This is a genomic window from [Ruminococcus] lactaris ATCC 29176, from assembly GCF_025152405.1.
Lineage (GTDB): Bacteria > Bacillota > Clostridia > Lachnospirales > Lachnospiraceae > Mediterraneibacter > Mediterraneibacter lactaris.
In genome coordinates this window covers 62,674-86,563 of the sequence record NZ_CP102292.1, presented here as the reverse complement: position 1 = coordinate 86,563, position 23,890 = coordinate 62,674, and the positions used below count along the sequence as shown (strand labels likewise).

The following is a 23,890-nucleotide window of genomic DNA, read 5'->3' as shown; positions in this document are numbered from 1 at the left end:
CTTATATATCTCCTTCTTCTATCATTTTATCAATCGTTTCTTTGAGTGCATTAACCGCCTCTTCAATATTTGTATGGTCAAACTGTGCTCCTGCGGAATTGATATGACCACCGCCACCCAGCTTCTCTGCAATGATCTGCACATTCACCTCGTCAATCGATCTGGCACTCATATAGATTTTGCCCTCATACACCGTCAGCACAAAAGAGGCTTTGATCCCGCTGATATCCAGCAACTCATTGGCTGTCTGTGCCGCAAGTACCGTCGGACTGTCAATGTCACCCGGACACTGGGCAATGGCATACTCTTCCCGGTAGACCTCTGCCCGACGCATCGCCTCTGCTTTCGCCCTGTAAGACTCCATATCATCTCGGAACATCTTACGAACACGGGTAATATCTGCTCCGCATCTCCTTAAGAATGCAGCCGCTTCAAAGGTACGCACACCGGTACGGTTCATAAAGTTTCTCGTATCGATCATAATTCCCGCATACAGACAATCCGCCTCAACCGACGGGATTTTGATATCGTCTACAATATACTGCAATACCTCTGCAACCATCTCACAGGCAGAAGAGGAATACGGCTCGATATAAGACAGTACCGCATTGTCAATGATCATGCTGCCCTGACGGTGATGATCCAGTACTGCGATCATACGGGATCGATGCAAAAGTTCAGGACACTCTGTCATCTGCGGCTTGTTCGTATCCACAACAATGATCATTGTATTGTCATTTACATAATCCAGAGCCTGGTCTGATGTCAGGAAAATATCATCTTCATATGCCGGACTCTCTGCAATCTCATCATAGAGCGGTCTTACCGATCCTGTCACTTCATTGATGACAATATGTGCCTTCTTCTCCAGACTTACCGCTGCTCTGTAGATTCCCATACATGCACCAAATGAATCCGGGTCTGCAATCTTATGTCCCATGACAATGACCTGATCTTTCGTCACGATAAACTCTCTGAGTGCCTCAGCCTTTACACGGGCTTTCACACGGGTATTCTTTGCTGTCTGCTCTTTCTTACCGCCAAAGTAAGTAATTCCATTGCAGTCTTTAATCACAGCCTGATCTCCGCCTCTTGCAAGTGCCAGGTCGATCGCCACACGTGCATACTGATAACTCAGTGCATAAGTTGCAGTGTTCAGTCCCAGTCCGATACTCAGTGTCGCTGACCTTGCATTTCCAATATTGACCTGCTTCACTTCTTCCAGAAGTGAGAACTTATCCTCTTTGATCTTCTTATAACCGGATTTACGCAATACAACAAAATACTTGTCCTTCTCCAGCTTCTTAACAATTCCGTCCACTTCACCGATATATTTATTGATCTTCCGGTCGATCAGTGCAACAAGAAGTGACTGCCTTACTTCTTCGACACTTTCCATCACTTCATCGTAGTTATCAATATAAATCAGTCCTGCGATCATCCGCTGCTCTTCATTTTCACGAATATAGGAATTTAACTCCGTAACATCCCTCATGGAAACCGCCACGAAATATTCCTGTTCTTCCGGAATCTGAAGCAGTTCTTCCTTTTTACTAAAGCCCTGCAAGGATACCCTTCGCAGTTCTACCTGGTAATCCCGCTCCCGGTAAGTCACTTCCATCTCTACATGTTCCATATCATCTTTCGGGAACACTCCCGGATGCAGATCCGGTATCAGGCGATTCAGATATTTTTCTTTCTTCTGCCCTTCCATCAACTCTTTAAAGCAATCATTCTTCCACAGGATCCTGCCATCTTCAAGAGCGATCGCATAAGGAAGTGCCAGTTCTTTCAGCAGTCTGTTCTCAATCCCTTTATACTGCACAGAAAACTGGATCAGATCCGCCAGGATCAGGGAACGGTTATGGAAATACAATGAGGATGCAATGATCAGATAGATCGCAATAAATACCGTCATCATCACTCCGGCTTTTTTATCGATCATATACATCCAGATATTCATGGCAAATAACAGAAGGGTCATAATAAGCGGCCACTTCATGTACATTCCCAACTGCCCTTTTAGTCGCATCTTATCTTTCTTCATAATCTATACCTCATCTAGGACTTTTGTCTGAAGTCTTTCCCTTTTAGTATAATCGTTTACCCATCGAAATGCAACTCGTATCGTCAACAGCCAGCATCCCTGTATGTTTGCAATCCTGTTTGATATACAAAAGCGTTACTGCATATTTATGTCGTATGCCCTGCAATGAAAAAAGGACTGAATCCCTGAATTTCTTCAAAGTTCCAATCCTTTGTATATGCTTATATTCTCGATTAGTCCTGAACGTAAGGCATAAGAGAAATATGTCTTGCTCTCTTGATCGCTACTGTAAGAGCTCTCTGGTGCTTAGCACAGTTTCCAGTAATTCTTCTCGGAAGAATTTTTCCTCTTTCAGAAACATATTTCTTTAATTTTGCAACATCCTTATAATCGATCTCGTTATTCTCTTTACCACAGAATACGCAAACTTTTTTTCTTCTGCGAACCGGGCCTCTTCTCTTGAATCCACCCTCTGGTCTGCTTCCCTTTTCGTAAGCCATGATGGTTATCTCCTTTCCGACTTAGTTAAACGGTAATACGTCATCAATACCTTCCGGGATATTCATAAAGCCATCTCCTGCATCCGCACTCGGTGCCGGTGCAGCCTGGTGCTGGAAGTTCGCTCTGTTCGCATCACTCTCAGCTCTGCTTTCTGCAAATTCCTGTTCCTCCACGATCACTTCTGTCGTATATACTTTTACGCCATCTTTGTTCGTGTAGCTGCCTGTCTGAATACGGCCTGAAATAGAAACTCGCATTCCCTGACGGAAATACTTCTCTGCAAACTCAGCGGAACGTCCGAATACAACACACGGAATAAAATCCGCTGTCGGCTCACCGTCTCTCTTGAATCTGCGGTCTACTGCAACTGTATATCTTGCAACTGCTGTAGCATTATTTCCCTGTGAATATCTCACTTCCGGATCTCTTGTCAACCGTCCTACTAAAACTACTTTATTCATATATACCTCTTTCCGCTTATATTATGCTTCCTCTTTCACGCATAAATATCTGAGTACATTGTCCATAATGCGGATACGCTGCTCCACCTCAGCTGGAACTGTACTTTCAGCCTCGAAGTGGACGAAGTAGTAAAATCCTTCTTTCATCTTCTGGATCTCGTAAGCGAATCTTCTCTTGCCCCACTCATCAACGTCTGTTACATTTCCGCCGAAACGAGTGATCATGGCTTTCACTTTCTCGATTACATCCGCTCTTGCTTCATCCTCGAGTTTTGCGCTTACAACAACAGCTAATTCATACTTGTTCATGCTCTTTTACCTCCTTATGGTCTCTGGCTTCCGGATTCTCCCGGAAACAAGGAATGTTGATCCCCTGTATGGATATAATTCCAACAGTATGTCACAATTTGACATGATACCATAAGAATGTCTTAGTTTCAAGCTTTTTTTGTAATTTGCCTGGTATTTTTTTCAACCAGTTTTCTTGAAACCATGATCTGATGACCACATCCCGCACACTTTAACCGGAAATCTGCTCCGACACGCAGGATTTCCCACTCATAACTGCCACACGGATGAGGTTTTTTCATTCTGATCACATCACCCACATCAAATTTGTCTGCCATAAAGCACCTCGTCAATAAATCAATCTACTTAATACTTACTGATAATTTTTATCTGATAGCTTTTTATACTCTCCCGATCAATACTCTCCGGCAAGAACTCCCTGAAGCAGAAATCTCTCGTCCTCTTTTACATTGGTGCAGGTAGACAGGCTGACAATCTGAGACTGTGCATTGACCTCTACATCCACCTGATAATTGGAAGATTCCCTGCACAAATTCAGATAGCTTTCAAACTCTTCATCTGAATTGTATGTAAGATTATAAGCATCTGACGTATCCTTCACCACCGAAGCAGCAAATACTTTATACATCCGTACTTTTCCATCCGGTGTATAAATATAAAACTCAGGATGTGCCTTGCAGAAATCTTCACTTTCATATTCTTTCAACTGAGAGAACATTTCTCCACCGATCTTTAAGTTATGTCCGTAGATCATCGTATTACGGTCTGCAAAATCTGAATCACACCGCATATCCATAAAAATCGCTCCCAGCTTATTGTCATTTGCTGAAAATGTCTTTGTCAGGTATTCCTTATTATCTGAACTTTTTACGACCGGATAACTGATGATCGAAGGCTCATCAAACCGTATCCATGCTACTGTATCTGGATTTTCTGCCCGAAGTGCATCAAAATCCACACTGAAGCCTTCTCCCTGCTCATTCGTCTTGATCGCAATCTCTTTGATCTTATCATACTCTGCTCCACCCGAATAATACGGTACAAGCATCGTTACTAACTGAAAAACGGAAAATACAAAAACGAAAACCGCAACGATCAGAACCGCTGTCGAGCCAACATTAAATGCCGCTCTTTTCTTTTTCTTATTTTTTGCATTTGGATTTTGCTTTCTGCTATTTGGACTCTGTCCTCTTCTGTCATTTTCCTGGCGACGTTGTCCTGCCTGCGTTTCACTCTCTCCCACCGGACGGCGGCGTGCTTCCTGCGTTCCGCTCTCTCCTACCGGACGACGACGTCTTTCCTGCGTTCCGCTCTCTCCTGCCGGTCTGCGACGTCTTTCCTGTGTTCCGCTCTCTCCTGCCGGTCTGCGACGTCCTTCCTGCGTTCCGCTCTCTCCTGCCGGTCTGCGACGTCTTTCCTGCGTTCCACTCTCCTCCACCGGACGGCGGCGTGCTGTCTGCTGCCGTTCTTCTTTCGGACGGCGGCGGATTCCGTCTCCGCGGTCTTCGCCCTGTCTTCCCTGGTGATTCAAATCTTTTTCCATGCCTCTCTCCTTCACACTTTCCCCTCAGGGAATCTGCTGTCTTCTTCGTTCCTCTGATTCAGATCATTCTGCATTAAATAGCTCTGTATGCAAAAGGCCTGCCACAGGCAGCTTCTCTTGCATCCTTTGCCATTAAAAACCAAGTGGCTCATCCACGAGAATGATCTTAAACCGGTTCTTGATCCTGCTGAATCTTGTCACCAGAATCTCTGCACAGATACAGTCATCACTCTTACAGTTAAAGCAGCTTCCATTCTTTACACACGGAGTATTAATGCCAAATCTCTGTGCATTGATCGGCCCTGCCTCATTTCTTGCACGGCTCATGGCATCTTCCTGTGTCTTTACTACCTTGTTCATTCCGACGATCAGAAGTACATTCTTCGGGCCGAATGCATAAGCTGCAATACGGTTTGCATTTCCATCAATATTAATAAATACACCATCTTCACTCATCGCATTCACACTTCCAAGAAACCAGTCCGATGTAAATGCCTTTAATGCGATCTCATGGCGTTCTTCCACTGTAGCAGCTTTATCTCTGTCATAAAATACATAATCATCGGAACAGACTGCATCGATCAGACCGCACTCTCTCACCGAAGCTGAACCGCCCATATTGATCGTACTTCCCTTTGGAATCAGTTCCAGTGCTTTCTTCACTGCTTCTTCTTTCGTCTTCACATAATATGCTTCCATATTTCTGGATTCAAGTGCCTTGACAACTCTTTTGCCAAGTGCCTCATTTCTCATCTCTCTGACATCCATTTTTTGACCTCTTTTCTTTTATGCAGTAAAACCAGTATACCACGAATTTCTTTTTTATGTTGTTAAAATCTCTGCATCCGCAACGTAATATTCTTCCCCCGTTTCCAGGCAGAGACATCCCAGTCGTCCTCCAAATGCAGGAAATGCCGCTCCACAATCTATATCCGTCAGCCATCCATCCTCACTGTGCCAGATCTTTGCCGGTCGATTCGTATTTCCACGAATCGTAAAAGCCGGTACATGACCGACCACCGAATGATATCCGGGAATCCCTTTCCCCCGATCAATCATTTCAGTACTCCAAAGCATTCGTTCTTTTCTTTTCCAAAATGAAAGCACCTCTTCTGTACAGGCATGGGCAAGAAGCCAACATTCCCCATCAATCCTCAGCTTTTTATATAAAGGCATTTTCCTCATAAATTCCACATATTCCGGCAGTCTTTCCCTGGTTCTGCGACTGTCCATCAGAAAATCATAAGTATTATAATAGTACCGGTTGTGAATCTTATCCGGTACTGTATCATACCAATCCACAAATGCGTCCTCATGATTTCCTTTTAATGCAATGATATTTTTCCGTTCCATTGCCAGATCCAGCACACCTGCCGGGTCAGGTCCCCGGTCAATCAGATCTCCTAAAACATAAAGTCTGTCTGCCTCTGAAAATGCAATCTTTTCCAGCATCTGATCCAGAAGATGACCCATTCCATGCACATCAGAGATTGCGTATGTTCTCCCCATCTGCTTTTCCTCCCTGCCTTTTCAACAGTTCCCGAATTGTATATGCCACACCAGATTCTATATTGGACTTTGTTATATACTTTGCAGCCTTTTTACTTCTTCGTCTCCATTTTCCATTGCAACCGCTGCTCCAATTTCTGCGTTCCTGAAAAGTATACCTTTTTTCTTCAAAAAAAGAAAGAGCCTGATGTGATATGACCTCAACTTGCATCACACCACACCGGACTCTTTCTTATATTATACTTTTGTTATCTTAAGATACCAGGGTTAAAAGGTCTGACACCACGTGTGCTCGCACACTAGTGGTAGAATGACCTTGCGACCCGCCCCAATATGAGCATAAAAGTGGGGCGTAAGCACCACGATATGCGAATGTTGGGTAGGATTGTGGGAGCACGTAGTGCGTAACAATCCGTAGGTATCATAGTCGGGGGCTTTTGACCCCGACATCATCTTAACTTATACTCCGCTCCATTCTACAGAGTCAGCAATCCGATCAACCCTCAATTGCGATTGTCTTCTTTGCCTCTACTGCTTTTGCAGGTTTCTTCGGAACAGACAATTTCAGGATACCGTTCTCATATTTTGCTTTGATATCTTCGTCTGTCAGATTCTCACCGACATAGAAGCTTCTCTGCATTGCTCCGGCATAACGCTCCTTACGGATGTATTTACCTTTCTTATCTTCCTCGTCTTTATCAAGACCCTTAGCTGCAGATACGGTCAGGTAACCGTTCTCAAGTTCAATGCTGATCTCATCTTTCTTAAATCCCGGAAGATCAATATCTACTTCATATCCCTCATCATGTTCACGGATATCTGTCTTCATCATGTTCTTAGCGTGCTTACCATATAACGGATTTTTCTTTCCCCAGAAATCCTGCTCAAATGGGAAGTTCATCCAATCATCATCAAATAAGTTTTCTCCAAAAATACTAGGCATCATCATAAGTCATTTCTCCTTTCAATGCTAACTTTGTTGCCCCTGCGGGAAATCCCACAGTTTATATAAGCTGCTTTCGCAGTTGTTGCCAGAACAAACCTGGATGACTTTTTCTTATTCTCTGCTCTTTATTTCTTTGTCTTCCTTTGTTCTAGTTATTATATAGCACGTATTGTTAGCACTGTAAAGTGTTGAGTGCCAATTTTTTTAAATTTTTTTCTAAAATCCTTATCTACATGATGCCAGGGTCAAAAGGTCTAAGCCCACATGAGCTTGCTCATAGGTGGGTGAAAGACCTTAGGATCCTGGCATCTTTTTATTAAATTATCTGTTTTTTCTTATAATATTCAATCTTTTTTTGCCAACTCGAATTATTGTTCCAGCCATTACAACCAATGTCATCCAAAGAATCGGTGTTGTTTCATCACCTGTTACCGGAACCTTATTTCCATTCGGTTTCTCTGGGGTTCCAGGTTTCTCTAGGTTTCCAGATTTCTCTGGGTTTCCAGGTTTCTCTAAGTTTCCAGGTTTCTCTGGCTTTCCAGGTTTTTCCGGTTTCCCCGGTTTTCCAGGCACGTCTGCTTTTTCCAATGCAGCAATAGCATCTTCAATTCTCTGAGCCATAGCATCAACTTCTGTCTGCTCATCAATCTTCTTACCACGTACAACTGCGGCAATTGCTTCTTCTACCTTACTGAAATCCTTATAGTCTTTTTTATTTAGTTTCTCTGCTTCGGCAATGGCTGCATCTACCTTTCCATACTCTGCATCTTTCATAATCAATTCAGCTTTTGCAGCTTCCAAATTAGTCAAAGCTTCATTAACTTGCTCTTGAGTTGCTTTTCCATCTGCTAAAACTTCATTTGCAGCCGCTAATTCATCTGCAATCACATCAAAGTTTTCATAATACGCTTCATTTAAACCAGCCACTGCATCTACTGCTGCCTGCAATTCTGATTTATCTGCTTCAGGTTCTACTGCCTTTGCAATTCTTACAATCACAAAAGAATGTTTCTTCAGATTGATGATTGGATTCCCTTCCAATTCAACTTCTGCATCTTCTGTAACCTGCACAGCTGTAGGCTCATCCGGTGTATTTGCAGCTGTAATAGAATCTGTTTCCAGCTTTTGGATTGTCATCTTATTCCCTGCAACATCAGTTCCTTCTATCTGTAATGCAATATTACGATCTCTTTCTCTGTCTGCATTAACAAGCGCAATATACAAATTTCCTTCTGCATCTTTACTTGCAAGAGCTGATAATGTTTCTGCTCCGTTTGCCATGGTAGGAACTTCACTAAATTCCGTTTTTACGATATTATCCCCAAATCCAGAGTTCAACATTTTAAATACATACGCTGATGGTGTTGAAAAGAATGTAAACGTACCTTCTCCAGTTGTTGTATTTGCATCCGCACCCTTAACCACCTGGATAACCGCCTGCTGTGTTGGTCCTAAAGAATCTTTGCCATCACTATACCAATCCGAGAGACAATGTTTTTGAATATAAGGACTTCCCATGCGAACATATTCCATTAATACTTTTGCAATATAAATCGCATGCGTCTGCGACCGCAGCTGTGCCTCTGTATTATTATAAATTCCAAACTCACTGATAACCGGAACTTTTCCTTTTGGCTCTAACAATGCCATCTTATTTTTGACCTTGCCGATTCCACTGACTTCCGCACGCTTCATTGCATTATCATAAAATGCATTTGCATCATTTCCCCCATCAACATGGTCTGAATATGGATGAATTGTCATTCCGTCATACCACTGTTCCGCATTTTTCTCCTCCATCTTATTGATAAAGCCGACCGTTTCATAACTCGTATAAACATTTGCTGTATGTTTTGTACCTTCTATTTTATTGATTTTAGCTGTTGTATCTTTAATTGCTTTCGAAACAGTAATAAATCCATCCCGTTTCACAGAATATGTAGCATAAATATTATTTCCGGCTGTAGGGATTTTACCATTCTTGCCATCACCAAACTTGATGGCACCTGTACTATAATCTACTTCACAATGTGTATCGTTTGGTCCTGATTGACTCAAATCTTCTACCACAGTCCAAGGAGTAAGATGTCCATCTGTTCCGACTTTTACCTGTACACCTTTTTCCATAGCTCTAAACTTTGAATCATCTATAATTTTTCCGTCTTTGTATTCTCCTCCCGGATTTATATTTGCATATCGCAAATATCTTACTTGATTAGGTGAACCATCACTCTGTGATGCTGTTTTATTCCAGTCTTCTTCTTTCACAGTATATCGATCTGTAATCTGTATTGTTCCACCTTCTATGTATGCATCCTCTACACCTTTATTCTGAGCATATTTTGTCCAATATTCTTGAGATGCTGTTCCATCCTCTCCGCCAAGGTTCATCTCATTTCCAATTTCAAAATATCTTACATTATATGGCTCTGTATGACCATTATCTGCACGTACCTGCGCCCAATCAATTCCGCCATTTGGGTTTGTACCAACCTTTGCATTTAAGTACTCTACAAGATCTGCTGCATCTTGTGCATTTCCCCGTCCTAAACTATATACATAAACAATCTCAGAATCTACTTCGTCTGCAAAGGTTGCAATCTCTCCAATACCAAAATTGGGAGCAATTCCCCCCTGTCCCTGATTATTATAAAAGCCATGAATCTGTTTCTTTCTCTGTTCTTTCGGTCCTAAAGTCGTCTTCCAATTGAACAGATTAGAGATGGTACCACCCGGATAACGAATGGAGCCAAATCCTGCATCCTTATACAATTCTACAAATTCATCTTTCATCTTCATATTTTTAGAATCAAAGGTGCCATATCCATTAAACGCATAACGATGATTGATTCCAAAAATAGATTTTGAGTCGATATGCTGTGTTACTTCTTCTGTATTGATTTCCAAATCAATCGGCTGATTTGCCTTATAGTTTTCCATTGCCTTTGTTAGAGTATCTTTTGCAGATTTTAACGTCTCCATCACTGGAGTTCCTGCGGATGTCGCCTCTTTTGCCGCAGAAATCGCCTCCTGTAGTTTTACATGAAGTTCATTCTCCTCCGGCAAACTTCCACTGCTAAGTAACTTTTCGGCCTCTGTAATAAGTACATTTAAATCTACTTTATATAACTCTGTTGCTTTTTCTTCATAAAGGCTCTTTGCCTCATTGTCACTCAAAGCTCTATCATATACATATAGTTCATCAATAAATCCACGCATAGGATGAGGATCTGTAGAACCTGCACTTTTATGAGAACCTACTCTTAGGGTTAACACTTCATCTGTTGCACTATTCCCAATCGTTTTTGCAGTACCATCTAATTCCCCGTTAATATAATATTTTACGGTTTTAGCTTCTTGATCAAACACTACTGTAATATGCTGCCAGTCCCCCTTCTGTACAGCTTTTTCTGTTACTGCTGCACGCTCTCCATTAATAAATGTATCATACTTCCCATCTGATTTTAATGAAAGAAGAGTTCTTCCTGAACGATTTCCTTTATCTTCATGTTGTAAAAGAACCGCTGACGCATTTGTATTAGTCTCTGTGATACTTGTATCATATTTATACCACATAGAAAAAGAAGTTTGTCCGGTACCCGTATTGATATAATTTTCTAAGCTCATATATTTATCTGTACCTGTTCCAAACTTCAATGCTTTTCCAAAAACAGAATTTCCCGTTTCTTCTATTGTAATATCATGTAACACTCCTGTACTGCGATTTCCCTGATCACTTATATTTGAATCAAAATTCCAATGATCTTTTACATCGCTTTTCCATGATGTTTCTGCCGTAGTTTCAATGCTTTCCGCATATACCGGCACGCCCACCTGAACCAGCATAGTCAGTGCAAGAGCTGCACTTGCTACCATTTTCAAGCTCTTTTTTTTCATAAACTTCTCCTTTTTTCTTACTTTTTCGCTATCATTACATACTAATTTCCCCAAACCAGTACTTAAATCTTATCATTTTTCTTTTCTTAACTCAACCAATTCTTCTTGTTTATCAAAAAAAGAGAAAATGTGAATAATATTACACATTTTCTCTATCAGATTCAAAACCGATGTCTTTTTATTTTACCTCTATACTATTCCGAACATCACGCCAATTCCCTGTACGAGAAATGCCGCAACCCATGCAATAAAACATTGCCAGACTACTAACCCGACTGCCCACTTTCCGCCCAGTTCTCTTTTTACAGAAGCAATCGCAGCCACACACGGTGTATATAATAAGCTGAATACCAGCAAAGAGGCTGCTGCAAGCGGTGATAATACAGAAGCAATCCCTCCGCCGAACAAAACTTCCAACGTAGACACCACGCTTTCCTTTGCCATAAAACCACTGATTAAAGAGGTACAGATCCGCCAGTCTCCCAACCCCAACGGCCGGAAAATCGGTACTAAAAACCCTGATACTGCTGCTAAAATACTTTTTGCCGAATCCTCGACCATATTTAAATGCAGATCAAAACTCTGCAAAAACCATACCACGATCGTTGCTATTAAAATGACAGAAAATGCCTTCTGAAGGAAGTCTTTTGCCTTCTCCCATAAAAGCTGTGCTACGTTCTTTGCTCCCGGCATCCGATAATTCGGCAGTTCCATTACAAAAGGAACCGGTTCTCCCCTAAAAAGAGTCCCTTTATATAAGAAAGCAATCAAAATACCTGTCAGAATCCCCAATACATATAAGCCTGACATGATCAGACCACCCTTTTTCGGAAAAAAAGCACTGACAAAGAAAGAATAAATCGGTAATTTAGCCGTACAGCTCATAAATGGAGTCAGAAGAATCGTCATTTTTCTGTCTCTTTCACTGGTCAGGGTTCTTGTTGCCATAACTGCCGGAACCGTACAACCAAATCCAATCAGCATTGGAACGATACTTCTTCCTGAAAGTCCGATCTTACGAAGCAATTTATCCATAACAAATGCAACCCGGGCAATATAACCGCTGTCTTCCATCAGTGAAAGGAAGAAGAACAATGTTACAATAATCGGCAGAAAGCTCAGTACGCTCCCCACACCCGTAAATATTCCGTCAATGACCAGACTATGGATCGCCGGATTTACATCCAGGTTCAGCAATGCTGTATCCACAACTGCTGACAACTGATCGATTCCATATTCCAGTACGCTCTGCATCCATGCTCCGATCACGTTAAATGTCAGATAAAATACAAGTACCATGATCCCGATAAAACATGGAATCGCCGTATATTTTCCAGTCAGAATGCGATCGATTTTCTCACTCCGAACACGCTCCTTACTTTCTTTTGGCTTCACAACCGTCTGCTCACATAACCGTTCAATAAAATCAAATCTCATATCAGCGATTGCCGCACTGCGATCCAGCCCTCGCTCCTTTTCCATTTGAACTACAATATGCTCCAGCATTTCCAGTTCATTCTGCTCCAACTGCAACTGCTTTAAGATCAACGGATCTCCTTCAATCGCTTTTGTTGCTGCAAACCGAACCGGTAAACCTGATTTTTCTGCATGATCTTCGATCAGATGACTCACCGCATGAATACAACGATGCACTGCTCCGTTATGATCATTCATATCACAAAAATCCTGACGCAATGGATGCTCCTGATATCTGGCAATATGAACCGCATGCTTTACCAGTTCTCCAACGCCCTCATTTTTTGCCGCTGAAATAGGAATCACCGGAACTCCCAGCATCGCTTCCATCTGATTAACATCAATCGATCCCTGGTTTCCAAGTACTTCATCCATCATATTTAATGCAACAACCATTGGAATATCCATTTCCAAAAGCTGCATTGTCAGATAAAGATTCCGCTCAATGTTCGTCGCATCAACAATATTAATAATCGCCTTCGGCTTTTCGTTCAACACAAAATTTCGTGAAACGATTTCTTCACTACTGTAAGGTGACATCGAATAAATTCCGGGCAAATCCGTTACCTGCGTATTCGGATAACCCTTAATAGAACCGTCCTTTCTATCCACTGTTACCCCCGGGAAATTTCCAACATGCTGGTTCGCCCCGGTCAGCTGGTTGAATAATGTTGTCTTTCCGCAGTTCTGGTTTCCCACTAACGCATAGGTCAGTCTTGTCTCCTTTGGCAATGGGTTCTCATCTTCTTTGGAATGATATTTTCCTTCTTCACCTAAGCCAGGATGCTCTGAAGCTTTAATATTCTGTCGTCCTTCATGACTTCTGCTCCGCTTTCTGATCGGCTCCACCTCGATCTGATCTGCCTCTGCAAGTCGGAGTGTCAGCTCATAGCCATGAATCTGCAATTCCATCGGATCTCCCATAGGTGCAAACTTCACAACAGTTATCTCCGCTCCCGGTATCATTCCCATATCCAGAAAATGCTGCCTTAATGCACCTTCTCCACCAACCTTGCAGATCATCGCACTCTGCCCGATTCCAAGTTCCTTTAATGTCATATCCACTCTCTCTTTTCCACTTCTCTTCTTTTGCTTCTTTCATAAATGAATGCTATTTTGTTTCATTATAACAGTTATTGATAATTTTTACCATTAACAAGTGCGGAAAAGGTTAGAATTTTTATACCTTATTACATCTTCCTGTCACTGATTCGTCTTCCTCATTATATAGAAATAATACGGCACCAGCGGAATCAACGCAGAGATCCACGCTGCCGGGTCTGCCAGGCACACACCGGCAAAACTTGCCCTGCCCGATACAATATAGACAATCGCTGCCCTGGCGATTAGTTCAAAAACTCCGCCCAGCATCGGTACAAGACCATATCCAAGTCCCTGCAAGGTATTCCGATACAGGAAAATACTTCCTAAAAATGGATAACACCAGAAGACCATCCGAAAATAAGTAACTGCCGCACTGACTACCGCAGTTTCTGACGGATTGATAAACAGCCAGGTCATATATCTTCCAAAGAAGAAAACCAGTACCATTGCAAAAATACTGTATCCCCAGATCATAAACTGCGTACAGCGGACTCCCTGTCTGACGCGGTCCATTTTCCCTGCACCACGGTTCTGTCCTACATAAGTTGCGATTGTAGCACCAAAAGCAACAAATACCGTCATAATAATATTTTGCAGTTTACTTGCCGCTGAAAATCCTGCCATGGCATTTTCTCCATATACATTGATCGCACCTTGCACGATGATTGTTCCGATTGCCGTGATCGAGAACTGTAATGCCATCGGAATACCCAGTGCCAGAAGCCTTCCCCATGCAGAAAGAGAAATCTTAAAGTCCTCTTTTTTCAAATGCAGGATCGGAAACTTCTTTATAATATAAATCAGGCAGAGTACTGCGGAGATTCCCTGTGCAATGACAGTTGCATACGCACATCCTTCGACTCCCATGCCGCCAAAAATAATAAATGCCACATCCAGTGCCACATTAATCACCGCTGAAATAATCAGAAAATACAACGGTGACTTTGAATCACCCAACGCACGCAGAAACGCAGCAAGTGAGTTATATGCGGCTGTTACGATCAGACCTGCATAGATAATTCCCATATACGCCTTTACATCCGGCATGATCTGATCGGAATAATTCATCAGTCTCAGGATCGGTTCATTTGCAAACCCAAATCCGATGGTCATCAATAATGCAAATCCAAGTGCAAGATAAACCGACATTGCCACATAATGCCGCATCCGGTCATATTGCTTTGCCCCAAACCACTGAGATACAAGAATCGCAAATCCACTGCTCAGTCCGTTCAGCCAGCCCGTCACAAAAAACATCAGAGACCCCGTACTTCCAATCGCTGCCAATGCCCGTACCCCAAGGAACTGTCCGGCGATGATCGAATCTGCCACGTTATAAAACTGCTGGAAAATATTTCCCAGAAACATCGGGATCATAAACTGCACGATCAGCTTTGCAGGACTTCCCGTTGTCATATCATGAATTGTCTTCGTTGCCTTTACAGCACTGTTATTTTCACTCATGCTCCATCCACTCCTTTTCTTTTGTCGTAATTTCCCTGATCACAATTTTCTCTGTCGTTATTCTCTCATCTGCCTGCGACTTTTCCACGCAGACCGAAAGAATCCATTTCTCCTTTAACTTACATTGCATTGCCCCGACTTTTTCATCCGTACACGGAACTTCCCTCCATCCCGGATCCAACTCCGGCTGAAATGCAAAATCCGTCAGCTTTACCGTCATTCCCTGCCCACTTTGCTTCACATAGCTTTCCTTTAAAGTCCAAAAACGGTAAAAAATTTCCTTATATTTTTCTTTCTCTGCTTTGTTCCAAAAAAGAAGTTCCTGCTCTGCTCTGTCAAATACCTTCGGAATAACTTTTTCCTTCACTTCTCTGATCCTTTCAACATCCACTCCCGTTTCCGTATCACTGAATACACAGACTGCCAGTCCTTCGCAATGACTGATATTAAAATGAATTTCCGGGTGATTCCGCAGATATGGCTTTCCATGCTGCCCGTAGGATAATCTGTCTCTATTCAATTCCATTCCATAAAGTTCTCTCAGTCCGACCGCAAGCAATTCTGTTCCTGCTTTATGCTCCGTCCTGTGCTTCTGTCCTGTCCTGTTTCCGTCATTCTTTTCTGATATCGGCAGATACATGATATAGATATGGATCACTTCTGCAACCTCCCGCTTTTCACTCTTAAACTCATCTCAAAGAAGATTCCAACGTCTGATTGTAACGCACTCTTTTCGATTTATCAATTCGTTTTCCGATAAATTTTATCATTTTTCTTGCAACTCCATCTTTGGTGTGATAGAATAAGGCAATCCTGCGAGGGAGTAGTCGACGCTTTGATATAAGCTTATATACAGGCTTCAATCCTGACTTTTACAAAAGCGTTGTATTATCGACATAATGGTGCAGAAACACCCGGTATTACTATAAACGACGAGACTCATGGGGCGGTATTTTTATACTGTCCCTGAGTCTCTTTTTTTGCATTACAGTCATTACCTGTCACTTTTTAATGTAAAGATACCAGGGTCAAAAGGTCTGACACCACGTGTGCTCGCACACTAGTGGTAGAATGACCTTGTGACCCCGACATCATGTAAACCGGTTTACATCAAATTTAAAGAAATGAGGAAAATGAAATGGGATTAATTGAACTTTTTATTCTTGCTGTCGGTCTTTCTATGGATGCATTCGCTGTCTCCGTCTGTAAGGGCCTCTCCCTTGGGAAGATCAAGACGAAACATATGTGCATTGCCGGTGCATGGTTTGGCGGATTTCAGGCTCTGATGCCTCTGATTGGCTATTTTGCCGGACGCTTTCTAAGTGATTTTGTAACAAATTATTCTCACTGGATCGCATTTATCCTGCTTGCCATTATCGGAGTCAGCATGATTAAGGAGTCCTTCGGTGATAAAGAAGAGGTAGATGCCTCCATGGATGTAAAATCTATGTTCCTTCTGGCTGTTGCCACAAGTATTGATGCACTGATGGTCGGTGTAACTTTCGCTTTTCTGAACGTTGCCATCGTTCCGGCTGTTCTCTTTATCGGTGCAACCACCTTCGTCTGTTCCGCTGTCGGAGTCAAGATTGGAAGCATCTTTGGAATGAGATACAAATCCCGTGCGGAACTTTGTGGTGGAATCATTCTGATCCTGATCGGATTAAAAATCGTACTAGTATAATCCACTTTAAATAACAAACTATTTTAATTCACATTCCTATTATGGTATAATTGAACCATCGGAGGTGCCAATTATGCCTAATACAATTAAAACTATTTCTTTAACAGATGATGATAAATCTTACTTAAATAAACTGCTGACTCAGAGCACTTTGGAAATTCGCGTTTATCAACGTGCTAGGATCCTTCTGCTCAAATCTGAGGGTGCATCTAACAAAGCAATTGCTGACAAACTGGATATTGGAATCAGTGTGGTAAAACGTTGTCTTAACAAATTTAAAGAGAACGGTGTTGAAGCTTCTTTACGTGATAACAAAGGCCGTGGAAGGAAAGCGGAAATTACCGATGACGATATCACCTGGGTAATCAGTAAAGCCTGCCAAAAACCGAAGGATTACGGCTATTCTGCTGAATTCTGGTATCCCATGAGTTTCAGGAAATTCATCAACTCTATAGCAGAAACGGAAGGACATCCTCGTATGGCAACAGTAGCTGAAACAACGCTTCGGAAAATTCTGAGCAATGCAAGGATCAAACCGTTTCAGGTGTCCTATTACTGCGAAAGAGGGGATCCTGAGTTTGATGCAAAAATGCATGATGTCCTTGTTATCTACAAGCAGATTGAAATGCAGTTTGACAAGGATGGAAAACTGATTCCCTTTGAGAAAGATGCCGTACATACCCTGTCTTATGATGAAAAGCCAGGAATTCAGGCAATTGCTATCACAGGTGAAGACCGTCCACCGATTTTGAATACAAATAAAAGCAATGGCTATCAGCGAGATTATGAGTATGTCAGGCTGGGAATCCTCTCCCTGCTTGCAGCGATTGATTTGCTCTCAGGTGAAGCAATTCCATTAGTAAGTGAAACTCATAAAAGTTCTGACTTTGTGACTTTTCTAAAGAAACTTGATGAAAAATATCCAAAGAGCGATATGATTCGGATTATTCTGGATAATCACTCTGCACATACCTCCAAAGAAACCCAGGAATATCTGAATACGGTTTCTGGACGTTTTGAGTTTGTATTTACACCCAAACATGGTTCCTGGTTAAACATGATTGAAGGTTTTTTCAGTAAAATGACAAAGCAGATGCTGGGTGGAATCCGTGTGGAAAGCAAGAAAGAACTCGAAGATAGAATCTACAGATACTTTGATGAAATCAACAAAGAACCTGTGCCCTACAAATGGACATATAAAATGGATACCATCGATCTTTCTCAAGAAGATATTGATTCCATAGTGTATGAGGTTGTAAATGCAAAAGCTGCTTCAGCAGAAAATAAAAACAAAAAAGCACCAAAACCAATTTCACGAAAGAGAAAGTCTATCCAAAATTAGCATAAAATGCTAATTTGAAACAGGCTTCTAATTTGCGTGGATTATACTAGAGGGAATTGGGCTTCTCTGAACCCAATTCTCTTATCATGCAGTATTGCTTCAGATGAAAAGGTGCTTTTTCAACCACCCCGAATGTCTTAAATCCAAGATGTTCATAAAATGCGACGTTCTTCGGATTGTGCGTCTCTAAAGAGATCATCATACCATGCTCTTCTGCCTGGTCGATCACTTCCTGCATCATCATCTCTGCCAGTCCATGATGCTGATATGCCGGATCTACCGCAAGGTAAATCACATGCAGCCGCCGGGTCTGATGAAGCTGTGCCGTCCATGCCGAGTTGAGATAATCTTTTCCAAGCATAAAATTCCAAAAAGTCCTTGTGCTCGGATCTTCATGAATCAGCCATCCGTCTGTCACCAGGCTTTCTTTCAGACTTACAAAATAATTATAAAATGCATGACGGTGATCCGACTCATCAGAAACGATCAGGATTCCTTTCAGCTCTTCACTGTCCGCATACACCTCACACGTTTCAAAACATTCCGTTACATCGCACGAAAATAAATGCGGCATCAGTCTTTCCCTTGTCTCCTGATCTTCGATCAACGCACTGTACAGCGGATCATTTTTAAAGCAAATCGTCAGTATCTCCCTTAACCTGTCCAGATCTTTCTCCTGAACCCGGTATAAATTTTTGCATTCCATATTTTTTGTCGGAGGCTTAAGTCAGTACCTTGCCACCTCCGGCTCCTTCCTTTTATTATTTTCTTCTGTATGGTTCTCTTCTGTATTATTCGATCCTGTAGTCTTTGATTTCCTGTAAACTGGCTTCCATCATCTTCTGCATCTTTTTTACAGATTCTGTCATATACCGGATATCATCCGTCAGATATGCCCTCTGTCTTCGCTGTGCTGCCTGCAGCCGACGTATTTCCTCTTCCAGATCCGGGATCTGTCCATGCTCTGCCTGTTGGCTTTCCAGCTTTCTAAGCCGTTTCACGATCCCATAAAGATTTTCATGATGCAAAATTCTTCCGGCTCCCCACATCAGCCTGTCTTTTGGCTGATGAAGAATATATTCTGTAAAATGATAATAAACTTCCTCGTCGAAAAGAAATGCATAACAGTTATTATCCACTTCATAGAGTGCCTTCAACGCTTCTTCTATTTCGCCCTCTTCCAGTGCCTGCACCGCCTGATTCAGATAGCAGATATTGTTCGATGCAGCTTCATGTGGGAACAATACTTCATCCTGCCAGTTCAGCCGCACAAAATAATCCTGTCCCTTTCTGAAGATTCCAAGCAATCTCTGTGAAATATCCTCACCGCTTTTTGCAGCCACCGGGCAGACAATCTGTGATTTTTCAATCCATTCATACAATTCTTCCGCTGTCCGCTCCGCCTGTTCCGTCTCCCGGATCAGCGTCTGCATCACTCCCTGCAGATCTTCTTCATCCTGTTCTGCCATCCTTGCAGAGACAGAACTGTGCATTTTCCTGAACAGATGGGAAAAATCCAGTGGAGGAAAAATCAGCGTATCCAGCTTCAACAAAAGTCTTGTATAGAGTTCATGGTGAAACCGGTAGACATTTTCCTGATAAATCTCTTCATTATCATACTGCGAATGATAATGTGTCTCCATAAAAGGACCGGCACTGAAATCATTCACCGTTGACGGGATTCCCGCAATCGCCATAGAGAAATCATCCGACCATGTCTCAATCGGGGCAAGCACAGTCAGCCCATCCGGGTAGGCATCCTCTGGCACAGCAATTTCATCTGCAAATTTTTTCAGAAAATCTGCATATTCATAAGTACAGCGGATGGCATCCCGACTGCTGTGAGCATGTGCCGGCAGTTCAAAGTTCAGATCTGCCAGCACCTTTCCCTGCCACTCCGGATGGATGCGGAACACCTGATTCCAAGCTCCCGTAGACCAGTCATACTTTGAATCGCACACACCCCATTCTTCTGCTGCCAACGCACAGATCACAATCGTATGACGGGGTCTGTAACCGCTCTCTAAAAGTGCTTTCGCAATGCCAATCGTCATGGACACTGCACAGTTATCATCCTGAAATCCATCAAAATAGGAATCATAATGCGCTGACAGAAGGATCATCTGATCTGTCTCCGTTCCCGGGATCTTTCCGGTAATATTATAAGCCGGACGATTTCTCTCCACTCGTGAACACGCATCCAGTTCTACCATGACAGATTTCTCATTTTCACAAAATCGGTCTTTCAGAAGTGCTGCATCTCTCCTGGAAATTGAAAATGCCGGTGCATATTCCGGTCCTGCGATATCCTGAGCATTCAGTGCTTCCTGATCCACTTCTCCATATCCCTGCATCTGCACAGCAATCAGCCCCACTGCCCCTTTCAGATATGCCTGATAGACCGGATAATTGATCCACCATTCATCTCTCTGATTGATATCTGCCAACACCAACTTGCCCCGTACATCCAGATTTTTATAATCCGCTGCCGTTCCTCTTCCTACATAAACCAGCTCATACTCTTGAAATCCATCCGTCTCAAAATTCGTCTGATAAGCCCCAAGCTGACAGGTATATTCTTTCCCGCTGCTGTCCTTAAACCGCAGGACTGCCCGCTCGAAAGTCCACGAATCCAGCCAGAATTCTTCTTTTTGAACTTCAGTCAGTCCGATGGATCTCATTTCCTCATACAGGAAATCACCGGTTGCCTTCTCTGCATGAGAACCTGCGGTACGGAAACCTAACACCGGGTTCGTCTTCTCCCGCTCCATCTGCTTTGCCAGCCGACAGGAATAGTCTGTATCAAGATGGGAAATGCATCTTTGGATGATCTCCTCTTCCGTCTCTTTTTCTGCTCTGCATTCTCCCTGAGTTCCTGCTGTTCCACTCATAAGTCATCCCTCCGGTCATTCAAGATTCACTGTGGTTTATTTTAACATTTTCACGGCATTTCTACAATGATGATTGTAAATGATGATGCAAATGATGGTTCATCAATTCTTTCACTTTCCATATACATATGCTATAATAAATCTGTATGTGTCCATCCGCTGTATTTTCATTCATAAACGGATGGATCTGAAATTTACCATTATTTCTCAATAAAAGGAGTTATTGATTATGAAAATTATCGTATTAGCCGGAGGTCTCAGCACAGAACGTGATGTATCACTTTCTTCCGCTGCCGGCATCTGCCGTACATTACTTGAAAAAGGACATGATGCGTTCCTTCTCGACGTATTTATGGGACTGGAGCATACACCGGAAAATCTCGAAGATGTCTTTACACTTCCGGATCATGGCCTTGATATCGTCAAAAATATCAGCACAGAAGAACCGGATCTTGCCGCAGTTAAAGCATCCCGCCCGGATCAGTCTGACTGCTTTTTCGGTCCGAACGTCATTGAGCTGTGCCGCCTTGCAGATATTACTTTCCTCGGCCTTCATGGCGGAGAGGGAGAGAATGGAAAGCTTCAGGCTGCATTCGATCTTCTTGGCATTAAGTATACCGGACCGGATTCTCTCGGATGTGCCGTTGCCATGCATAAGGGCGTTGCAAAGCAGATCTTCCTTGAGTCCGGTGTAGACACACCTGGCGGTGGAACTTTATATAAGAACGGATCGGATCTTTCCTACCAGTCTCTTGGACTGACACTCCCGGTCGTTGTAAAGCCATGCTCCGGCGGTTCAAGTATCGGAGTTTATATTGTGAATACCGATGAAGAATATCAGAATGCTCTGGAGCATTCTTTCCACTATGAAGATGAGATTGTGGTAGAACCTTATATCAAAGGACGTGAATTCGCATGCGGAATCATTGACGGTAAGGCTCTCCCTCCGATCGAGATCATTCCAAAGACAGGGTTCTTTGATTATGCCAACAAATATCAGGACGGTGCTACCATGGAAGTCTGCCCGGCCGACATCCCGGAAGAGGTTGCAGAGCGGATGAAAGCACTGACTGTAAAAGCATTTAATGCGTTAAAACTCAACGTATACAGCCGTGCCGATTTTCTTCTCGATGCAGAAGGCAGCCTCTACTGCCTGGAAATGAATACACTCCCGGGAATGACTTCTGCCAGCCTGATGCCGAAGGAAGCAAAAGTTGCAGGGATCGAATACAGCGATCTTTGCGAATTAATCATTAAAAAATCAATGGAGGCAAGATACTCATCATGAAAAATATGAGCTTAAAGGAAATAGCTGCTGCCTGTGGCGGCACATACCACGGTGATCCTGCCCTTCTTTCAAAAGAGGCATCCAGCGTCGCTATCGACAGCCGTAAGGTCCAGAAAGATACGCTCTTTGTAGCAATTAAGGGTGCCAGAGTGGATGGCCACAGCTTTATCCCTCAGGTCATGGACCAGGGTGCCATCTGCTCTTTATCTGAACAGGATCTTGGAGATGTAACTTACCCTTATATCCAGGTTGCATCCTGCACAGAGGCTCTCAAGGATCTTGCAGAACATTACCGTCGTTCACTGGACATCAAAGTGGTAGGAATCTCCGGCAGCGTTGGAAAGACCAGTACCAAAGAAATGATCGCATCCGTTCTTTCTGAAAAGTACTGTGTATTAAAGACCGAAGGGAATTTCAACAACGAGATCGGACTTCCTCTGACCGTATTCAATCTCCGCAAGGAGCATGAAGTTGCTGTTCTTGAAATGGGGATCAGTCATTTCGGTGATATGGAACCACTTGCAAAGATTGCACGCCCGGATGTCTGCGTGATCACAAATATCGGATATGCTCATCTCGAAAATCTCGGAACAAGGGATGGTATTTTAAAAGAAAAGACTTCCATGTTCGATTTCATGAATCCTGATGGTACTGTCATTCTCAACGGTGATGATGACAAGCTCCGTGGATATACTTCCGAACGTGGGATTCAGCCGGTTTACTTCGGACTCGATCCTGCCTGCCCGTTCCACGCAGAACAGATTCAGAAAATGGGACTGAAAGGAACAGTTGCCACATTCGTGACACCTTCTTCCAGTTTTTCCGCCCACGTTTCCATCCCCGGAGATCACATGATCTCCAATGCACTTGCAGGAGTTGCCGTCGGTTATGCACTTGGAATGAAAGACGAAGAGATCATCCGTGGAATTGAAAAGCTTGTCCCGATCGCAGGACGCAACAATCTGATCGAGGCAGAACATTATACAATCATTGATGACTGTTATAATGCCAATCCGGCTTCTATGAAGTCCTCTCTTGATGTTCTCGCCTTTGCCGATACCCGCACCGTAGCAATCCTCGGTGATATGGGAGAACTTGGAGCAGATGAAAAGAAAATGCATGCCGAAGTGGGAAGTTATGCCGTTAAAAAGGGCATCAGCCTTCTCATCTGCATCGGAACTCTTTCCGCAGAAATGGCGAATGCCGCCCGGACAGCTTCTGAAGCATCTTCTGATTCCGACACCAAAACTCTCGTATATCATTTTGATACAAAAGAAGCTTTTTACCGGCAGATGGATCAGCTTTTAAAAGAACAGGATACTGTTCTCGTCAAGGCATCTCATTTTATGGAATTTCCTGAAATTGTGAAGAGGCTGCAAGTACAATAAATTAAATGTTTGACGTAACATTGCACACTTTGACAAAAAAATC

The 23,890-nt window shown here is 42.8% G+C and carries 20 protein-coding genes; 4 read left to right on the top strand and 16 right to left on the bottom strand.

The annotated features are described in order from the left end of the window. Nucleotide 1: 1 nt before the first annotated feature. From NQ541_RS00455 to NQ541_RS00390, 14 genes are all read right to left on the bottom strand, one after another. Complete coding sequence (locus NQ541_RS00455) at nucleotides 2-2,047, bottom strand: DHH family phosphoesterase (protein ID WP_005611498.1); 2,046 nt, start codon at nucleotides 2,045-2,047, stop codon at nucleotides 2-4. A 233-nt stretch (nucleotides 2,048-2,280) separates the two neighbouring features. Further along, on the bottom strand, nucleotides 2,281-2,547 hold the full coding sequence (gene rpsR / locus NQ541_RS00450; RefSeq protein ID WP_005611501.1) for a 30S ribosomal protein S18: 267 nt from the start codon (nucleotides 2,545-2,547) through the stop codon (nucleotides 2,281-2,283). Between the two features lie 21 nt (nucleotides 2,548-2,568). Then, nucleotides 2,569-3,009: a single-stranded DNA-binding protein gene (locus tag NQ541_RS00445; protein WP_005611502.1), complete on the bottom strand. Its 441-nt coding sequence runs from the start codon at nucleotides 3,007-3,009 to the stop codon at nucleotides 2,569-2,571. Nucleotides 3,010-3,030: 21 nt separating this feature from the next. Next, entirely contained in the window at nucleotides 3,031-3,318 is a 288-nt protein-coding gene (rpsF, locus tag NQ541_RS00440) for a 30S ribosomal protein S6 (protein ID WP_005611503.1), read from the bottom strand. A gap of 128 nt (nucleotides 3,319-3,446) precedes the next feature. Beyond that, entirely contained in the window at nucleotides 3,447-3,635 is a 189-nt protein-coding gene (locus tag NQ541_RS00435; RefSeq protein WP_005611504.1) for a DUF951 domain-containing protein, read from the bottom strand. A gap of 77 nt (nucleotides 3,636-3,712) precedes the next feature. After that, nucleotides 3,713-4,861, bottom strand: a complete 1,149-nt coding sequence (gene srtB / locus NQ541_RS12900) for a class B sortase (protein ID WP_005611505.1) — start codon at nucleotides 4,859-4,861, stop codon at nucleotides 3,713-3,715. Nucleotides 4,862-4,993: 132 nt separating this feature from the next. After that, a complete protein-coding gene (locus NQ541_RS00425; RefSeq protein ID WP_005611507.1) occupies nucleotides 4,994-5,629 on the bottom strand; it encodes a lactate utilization protein in 636 nt (211 codons plus the stop codon). 54 nt (nucleotides 5,630-5,683) lie between these two features. After that, the gene (locus NQ541_RS00420) at nucleotides 5,684-6,370 is read right to left on the bottom strand and encodes a metallophosphoesterase (protein WP_023921429.1); all 687 of its coding nucleotides are present in this window, start codon (nucleotides 6,368-6,370) and stop codon (nucleotides 5,684-5,686) included. A 267-nt stretch (nucleotides 6,371-6,637) separates the two neighbouring features. Then, nucleotides 6,638-6,823 carry a hypothetical protein gene (locus NQ541_RS13040; RefSeq protein WP_081717072.1) on the bottom strand — a complete coding sequence of 62 codons (186 nt, stop codon included), beginning with the start codon at nucleotides 6,821-6,823 and terminating at the stop codon, nucleotides 6,638-6,640. A 43-nt stretch (nucleotides 6,824-6,866) separates the two neighbouring features. Next, the gene (locus tag NQ541_RS00410) at nucleotides 6,867-7,319 is read right to left on the bottom strand and encodes an Hsp20/alpha crystallin family protein (protein WP_005611260.1); all 453 of its coding nucleotides are present in this window, start codon (nucleotides 7,317-7,319) and stop codon (nucleotides 6,867-6,869) included. 318 nt (nucleotides 7,320-7,637) lie between these two features. Continuing rightward, a complete protein-coding gene (locus NQ541_RS00405) occupies nucleotides 7,638-11,213 on the bottom strand; it encodes a LamG-like jellyroll fold domain-containing protein (protein ID WP_044940723.1) in 3,576 nt (1,191 codons plus the stop codon). Nucleotides 11,214-11,402: 189 nt separating this feature from the next. Next, the gene (gene feoB, locus NQ541_RS00400; RefSeq protein ID WP_005611265.1) at nucleotides 11,403-13,748 is read right to left on the bottom strand and encodes a ferrous iron transport protein B; all 2,346 of its coding nucleotides are present in this window, start codon (nucleotides 13,746-13,748) and stop codon (nucleotides 11,403-11,405) included. A gap of 144 nt (nucleotides 13,749-13,892) precedes the next feature. After that, complete coding sequence (locus NQ541_RS00395; protein ID WP_005611269.1) at nucleotides 13,893-15,257, bottom strand: MATE family efflux transporter; 1,365 nt, start codon at nucleotides 15,255-15,257, stop codon at nucleotides 13,893-13,895. Further along, on the bottom strand, nucleotides 15,250-15,915 hold the full coding sequence (locus NQ541_RS00390; protein WP_049931279.1) for a 4'-phosphopantetheinyl transferase family protein: 666 nt from the start codon (nucleotides 15,913-15,915) through the stop codon (nucleotides 15,250-15,252). Before NQ541_RS00390 ends, NQ541_RS00395 begins: the two co-directional genes overlap by 8 nt. Before the next feature lie 480 nt (nucleotides 15,916-16,395). Between NQ541_RS00390 and NQ541_RS00385 the strand changes: the two genes are divergently transcribed. Beyond that, nucleotides 16,396-16,938 (top strand): manganese efflux pump MntP, encoded by a 543-nt coding sequence (locus NQ541_RS00385; RefSeq protein WP_023921422.1) that lies wholly within the window; start codon nucleotides 16,396-16,398, stop codon nucleotides 16,936-16,938. Between the two features lie 73 nt (nucleotides 16,939-17,011). After that, a complete protein-coding gene (locus tag NQ541_RS00380) occupies nucleotides 17,012-18,280 on the top strand; it encodes an IS630 family transposase (protein WP_259936334.1) in 1,269 nt (422 codons plus the stop codon). Nucleotides 18,281-18,326: 46 nt separating this feature from the next. Here NQ541_RS00380 and NQ541_RS00375 read toward each other — a convergent pair whose 3' ends face one another. Beyond that, nucleotides 18,327-18,986 (bottom strand): GNAT family N-acetyltransferase, encoded by a 660-nt coding sequence (locus NQ541_RS00375; RefSeq protein WP_005608599.1) that lies wholly within the window; start codon nucleotides 18,984-18,986, stop codon nucleotides 18,327-18,329. 85 nt (nucleotides 18,987-19,071) lie between these two features. After that, nucleotides 19,072-21,171 carry a M28 family peptidase gene (locus NQ541_RS00370; RefSeq protein ID WP_005608598.1) on the bottom strand — a complete coding sequence of 700 codons (2,100 nt, stop codon included), beginning with the start codon at nucleotides 21,169-21,171 and terminating at the stop codon, nucleotides 19,072-19,074. Between the two features lie 229 nt (nucleotides 21,172-21,400). Between NQ541_RS00370 and NQ541_RS00365 the strand changes: the two genes are divergently transcribed. Beyond that, complete coding sequence (locus NQ541_RS00365; protein ID WP_005608593.1) at nucleotides 21,401-22,459, top strand: D-alanine--D-alanine ligase family protein; 1,059 nt, start codon at nucleotides 21,401-21,403, stop codon at nucleotides 22,457-22,459. Beyond that, nucleotides 22,456-23,847: a UDP-N-acetylmuramoyl-tripeptide--D-alanyl-D-alanine ligase gene (locus tag NQ541_RS00360; RefSeq protein WP_005608591.1), complete on the top strand. Its 1,392-nt coding sequence runs from the start codon at nucleotides 22,456-22,458 to the stop codon at nucleotides 23,845-23,847. Before NQ541_RS00365 ends, NQ541_RS00360 begins: the two co-directional genes overlap by 4 nt. Nucleotides 23,848-23,890: the final 43 nt, after the last annotated feature.

What these genes read in the sequence shown, in the direction of transcription:
- NQ541_RS00395 (WP_005611269.1), bottom strand. Translation starts at nt 15,257, where the DNA reads ATGAGTGAAAATAACAGTGCTGTAAAGGCAACGAAGACAATTCATGAT.
- NQ541_RS00360 (WP_005608591.1), top strand. Translation starts at nt 22,456, where the DNA reads ATGAAAAATATGAGCTTAAAGGAAATAGCTGCTGCCTGTGGCGGCACA.
- NQ541_RS00380 (WP_259936334.1), top strand. Translation starts at nt 17,012, where the DNA reads ATGCCTAATACAATTAAAACTATTTCTTTAACAGATGATGATAAATCT.
- rpsR (WP_005611501.1), bottom strand. Translation starts at nt 2,547, where the DNA reads ATGGCTTACGAAAAGGGAAGCAGACCAGAGGGTGGATTCAAGAGAAGA.
- NQ541_RS00410 (WP_005611260.1), bottom strand. Translation starts at nt 7,319, where the DNA reads ATGATGATGCCTAGTATTTTTGGAGAAAACTTATTTGATGATGATTGG.
- NQ541_RS00445 (WP_005611502.1), bottom strand. Translation starts at nt 3,009, where the DNA reads ATGAATAAAGTAGTTTTAGTAGGACGGTTGACAAGAGATCCGGAAGTG.
- NQ541_RS00405 (WP_044940723.1), bottom strand. Translation starts at nt 11,213, where the DNA reads ATGAAAAAAAAGAGCTTGAAAATGGTAGCAAGTGCAGCTCTTGCACTG.
- NQ541_RS00365 (WP_005608593.1), top strand. Translation starts at nt 21,401, where the DNA reads ATGAAAATTATCGTATTAGCCGGAGGTCTCAGCACAGAACGTGATGTA.
- NQ541_RS00420 (WP_023921429.1), bottom strand. Translation starts at nt 6,370, where the DNA reads ATGGGGAGAACATACGCAATCTCTGATGTGCATGGAATGGGTCATCTT.
- NQ541_RS00425 (WP_005611507.1), bottom strand. Translation starts at nt 5,629, where the DNA reads ATGGATGTCAGAGAGATGAGAAATGAGGCACTTGGCAAAAGAGTTGTC.
- srtB (WP_005611505.1), bottom strand. Translation starts at nt 4,861, where the DNA reads ATGGAAAAAGATTTGAATCACCAGGGAAGACAGGGCGAAGACCGCGGA.
- NQ541_RS00385 (WP_023921422.1), top strand. Translation starts at nt 16,396, where the DNA reads ATGGGATTAATTGAACTTTTTATTCTTGCTGTCGGTCTTTCTATGGAT.
- feoB (WP_005611265.1), bottom strand. Translation starts at nt 13,748, where the DNA reads ATGACATTAAAGGAACTTGGAATCGGGCAGAGTGCGATGATCTGCAAG.
- rpsF (WP_005611503.1), bottom strand. Translation starts at nt 3,318, where the DNA reads ATGAACAAGTATGAATTAGCTGTTGTTGTAAGCGCAAAACTCGAGGAT.
- NQ541_RS00455 (WP_005611498.1), bottom strand. Translation starts at nt 2,047, where the DNA reads ATGAAGAAAGATAAGATGCGACTAAAAGGGCAGTTGGGAATGTACATG.
- NQ541_RS00435 (WP_005611504.1), bottom strand. Translation starts at nt 3,635, where the DNA reads ATGGCAGACAAATTTGATGTGGGTGATGTGATCAGAATGAAAAAACCT.
- NQ541_RS00370 (WP_005608598.1), bottom strand. Translation starts at nt 21,171, where the DNA reads ATGAGTGGAACAGCAGGAACTCAGGGAGAATGCAGAGCAGAAAAAGAG.
- NQ541_RS00375 (WP_005608599.1), bottom strand. Translation starts at nt 18,986, where the DNA reads ATGGAATGCAAAAATTTATACCGGGTTCAGGAGAAAGATCTGGACAGG.
- NQ541_RS13040 (WP_081717072.1), bottom strand. Translation starts at nt 6,823, where the DNA reads ATGATGTCGGGGTCAAAAGCCCCCGACTATGATACCTACGGATTGTTA.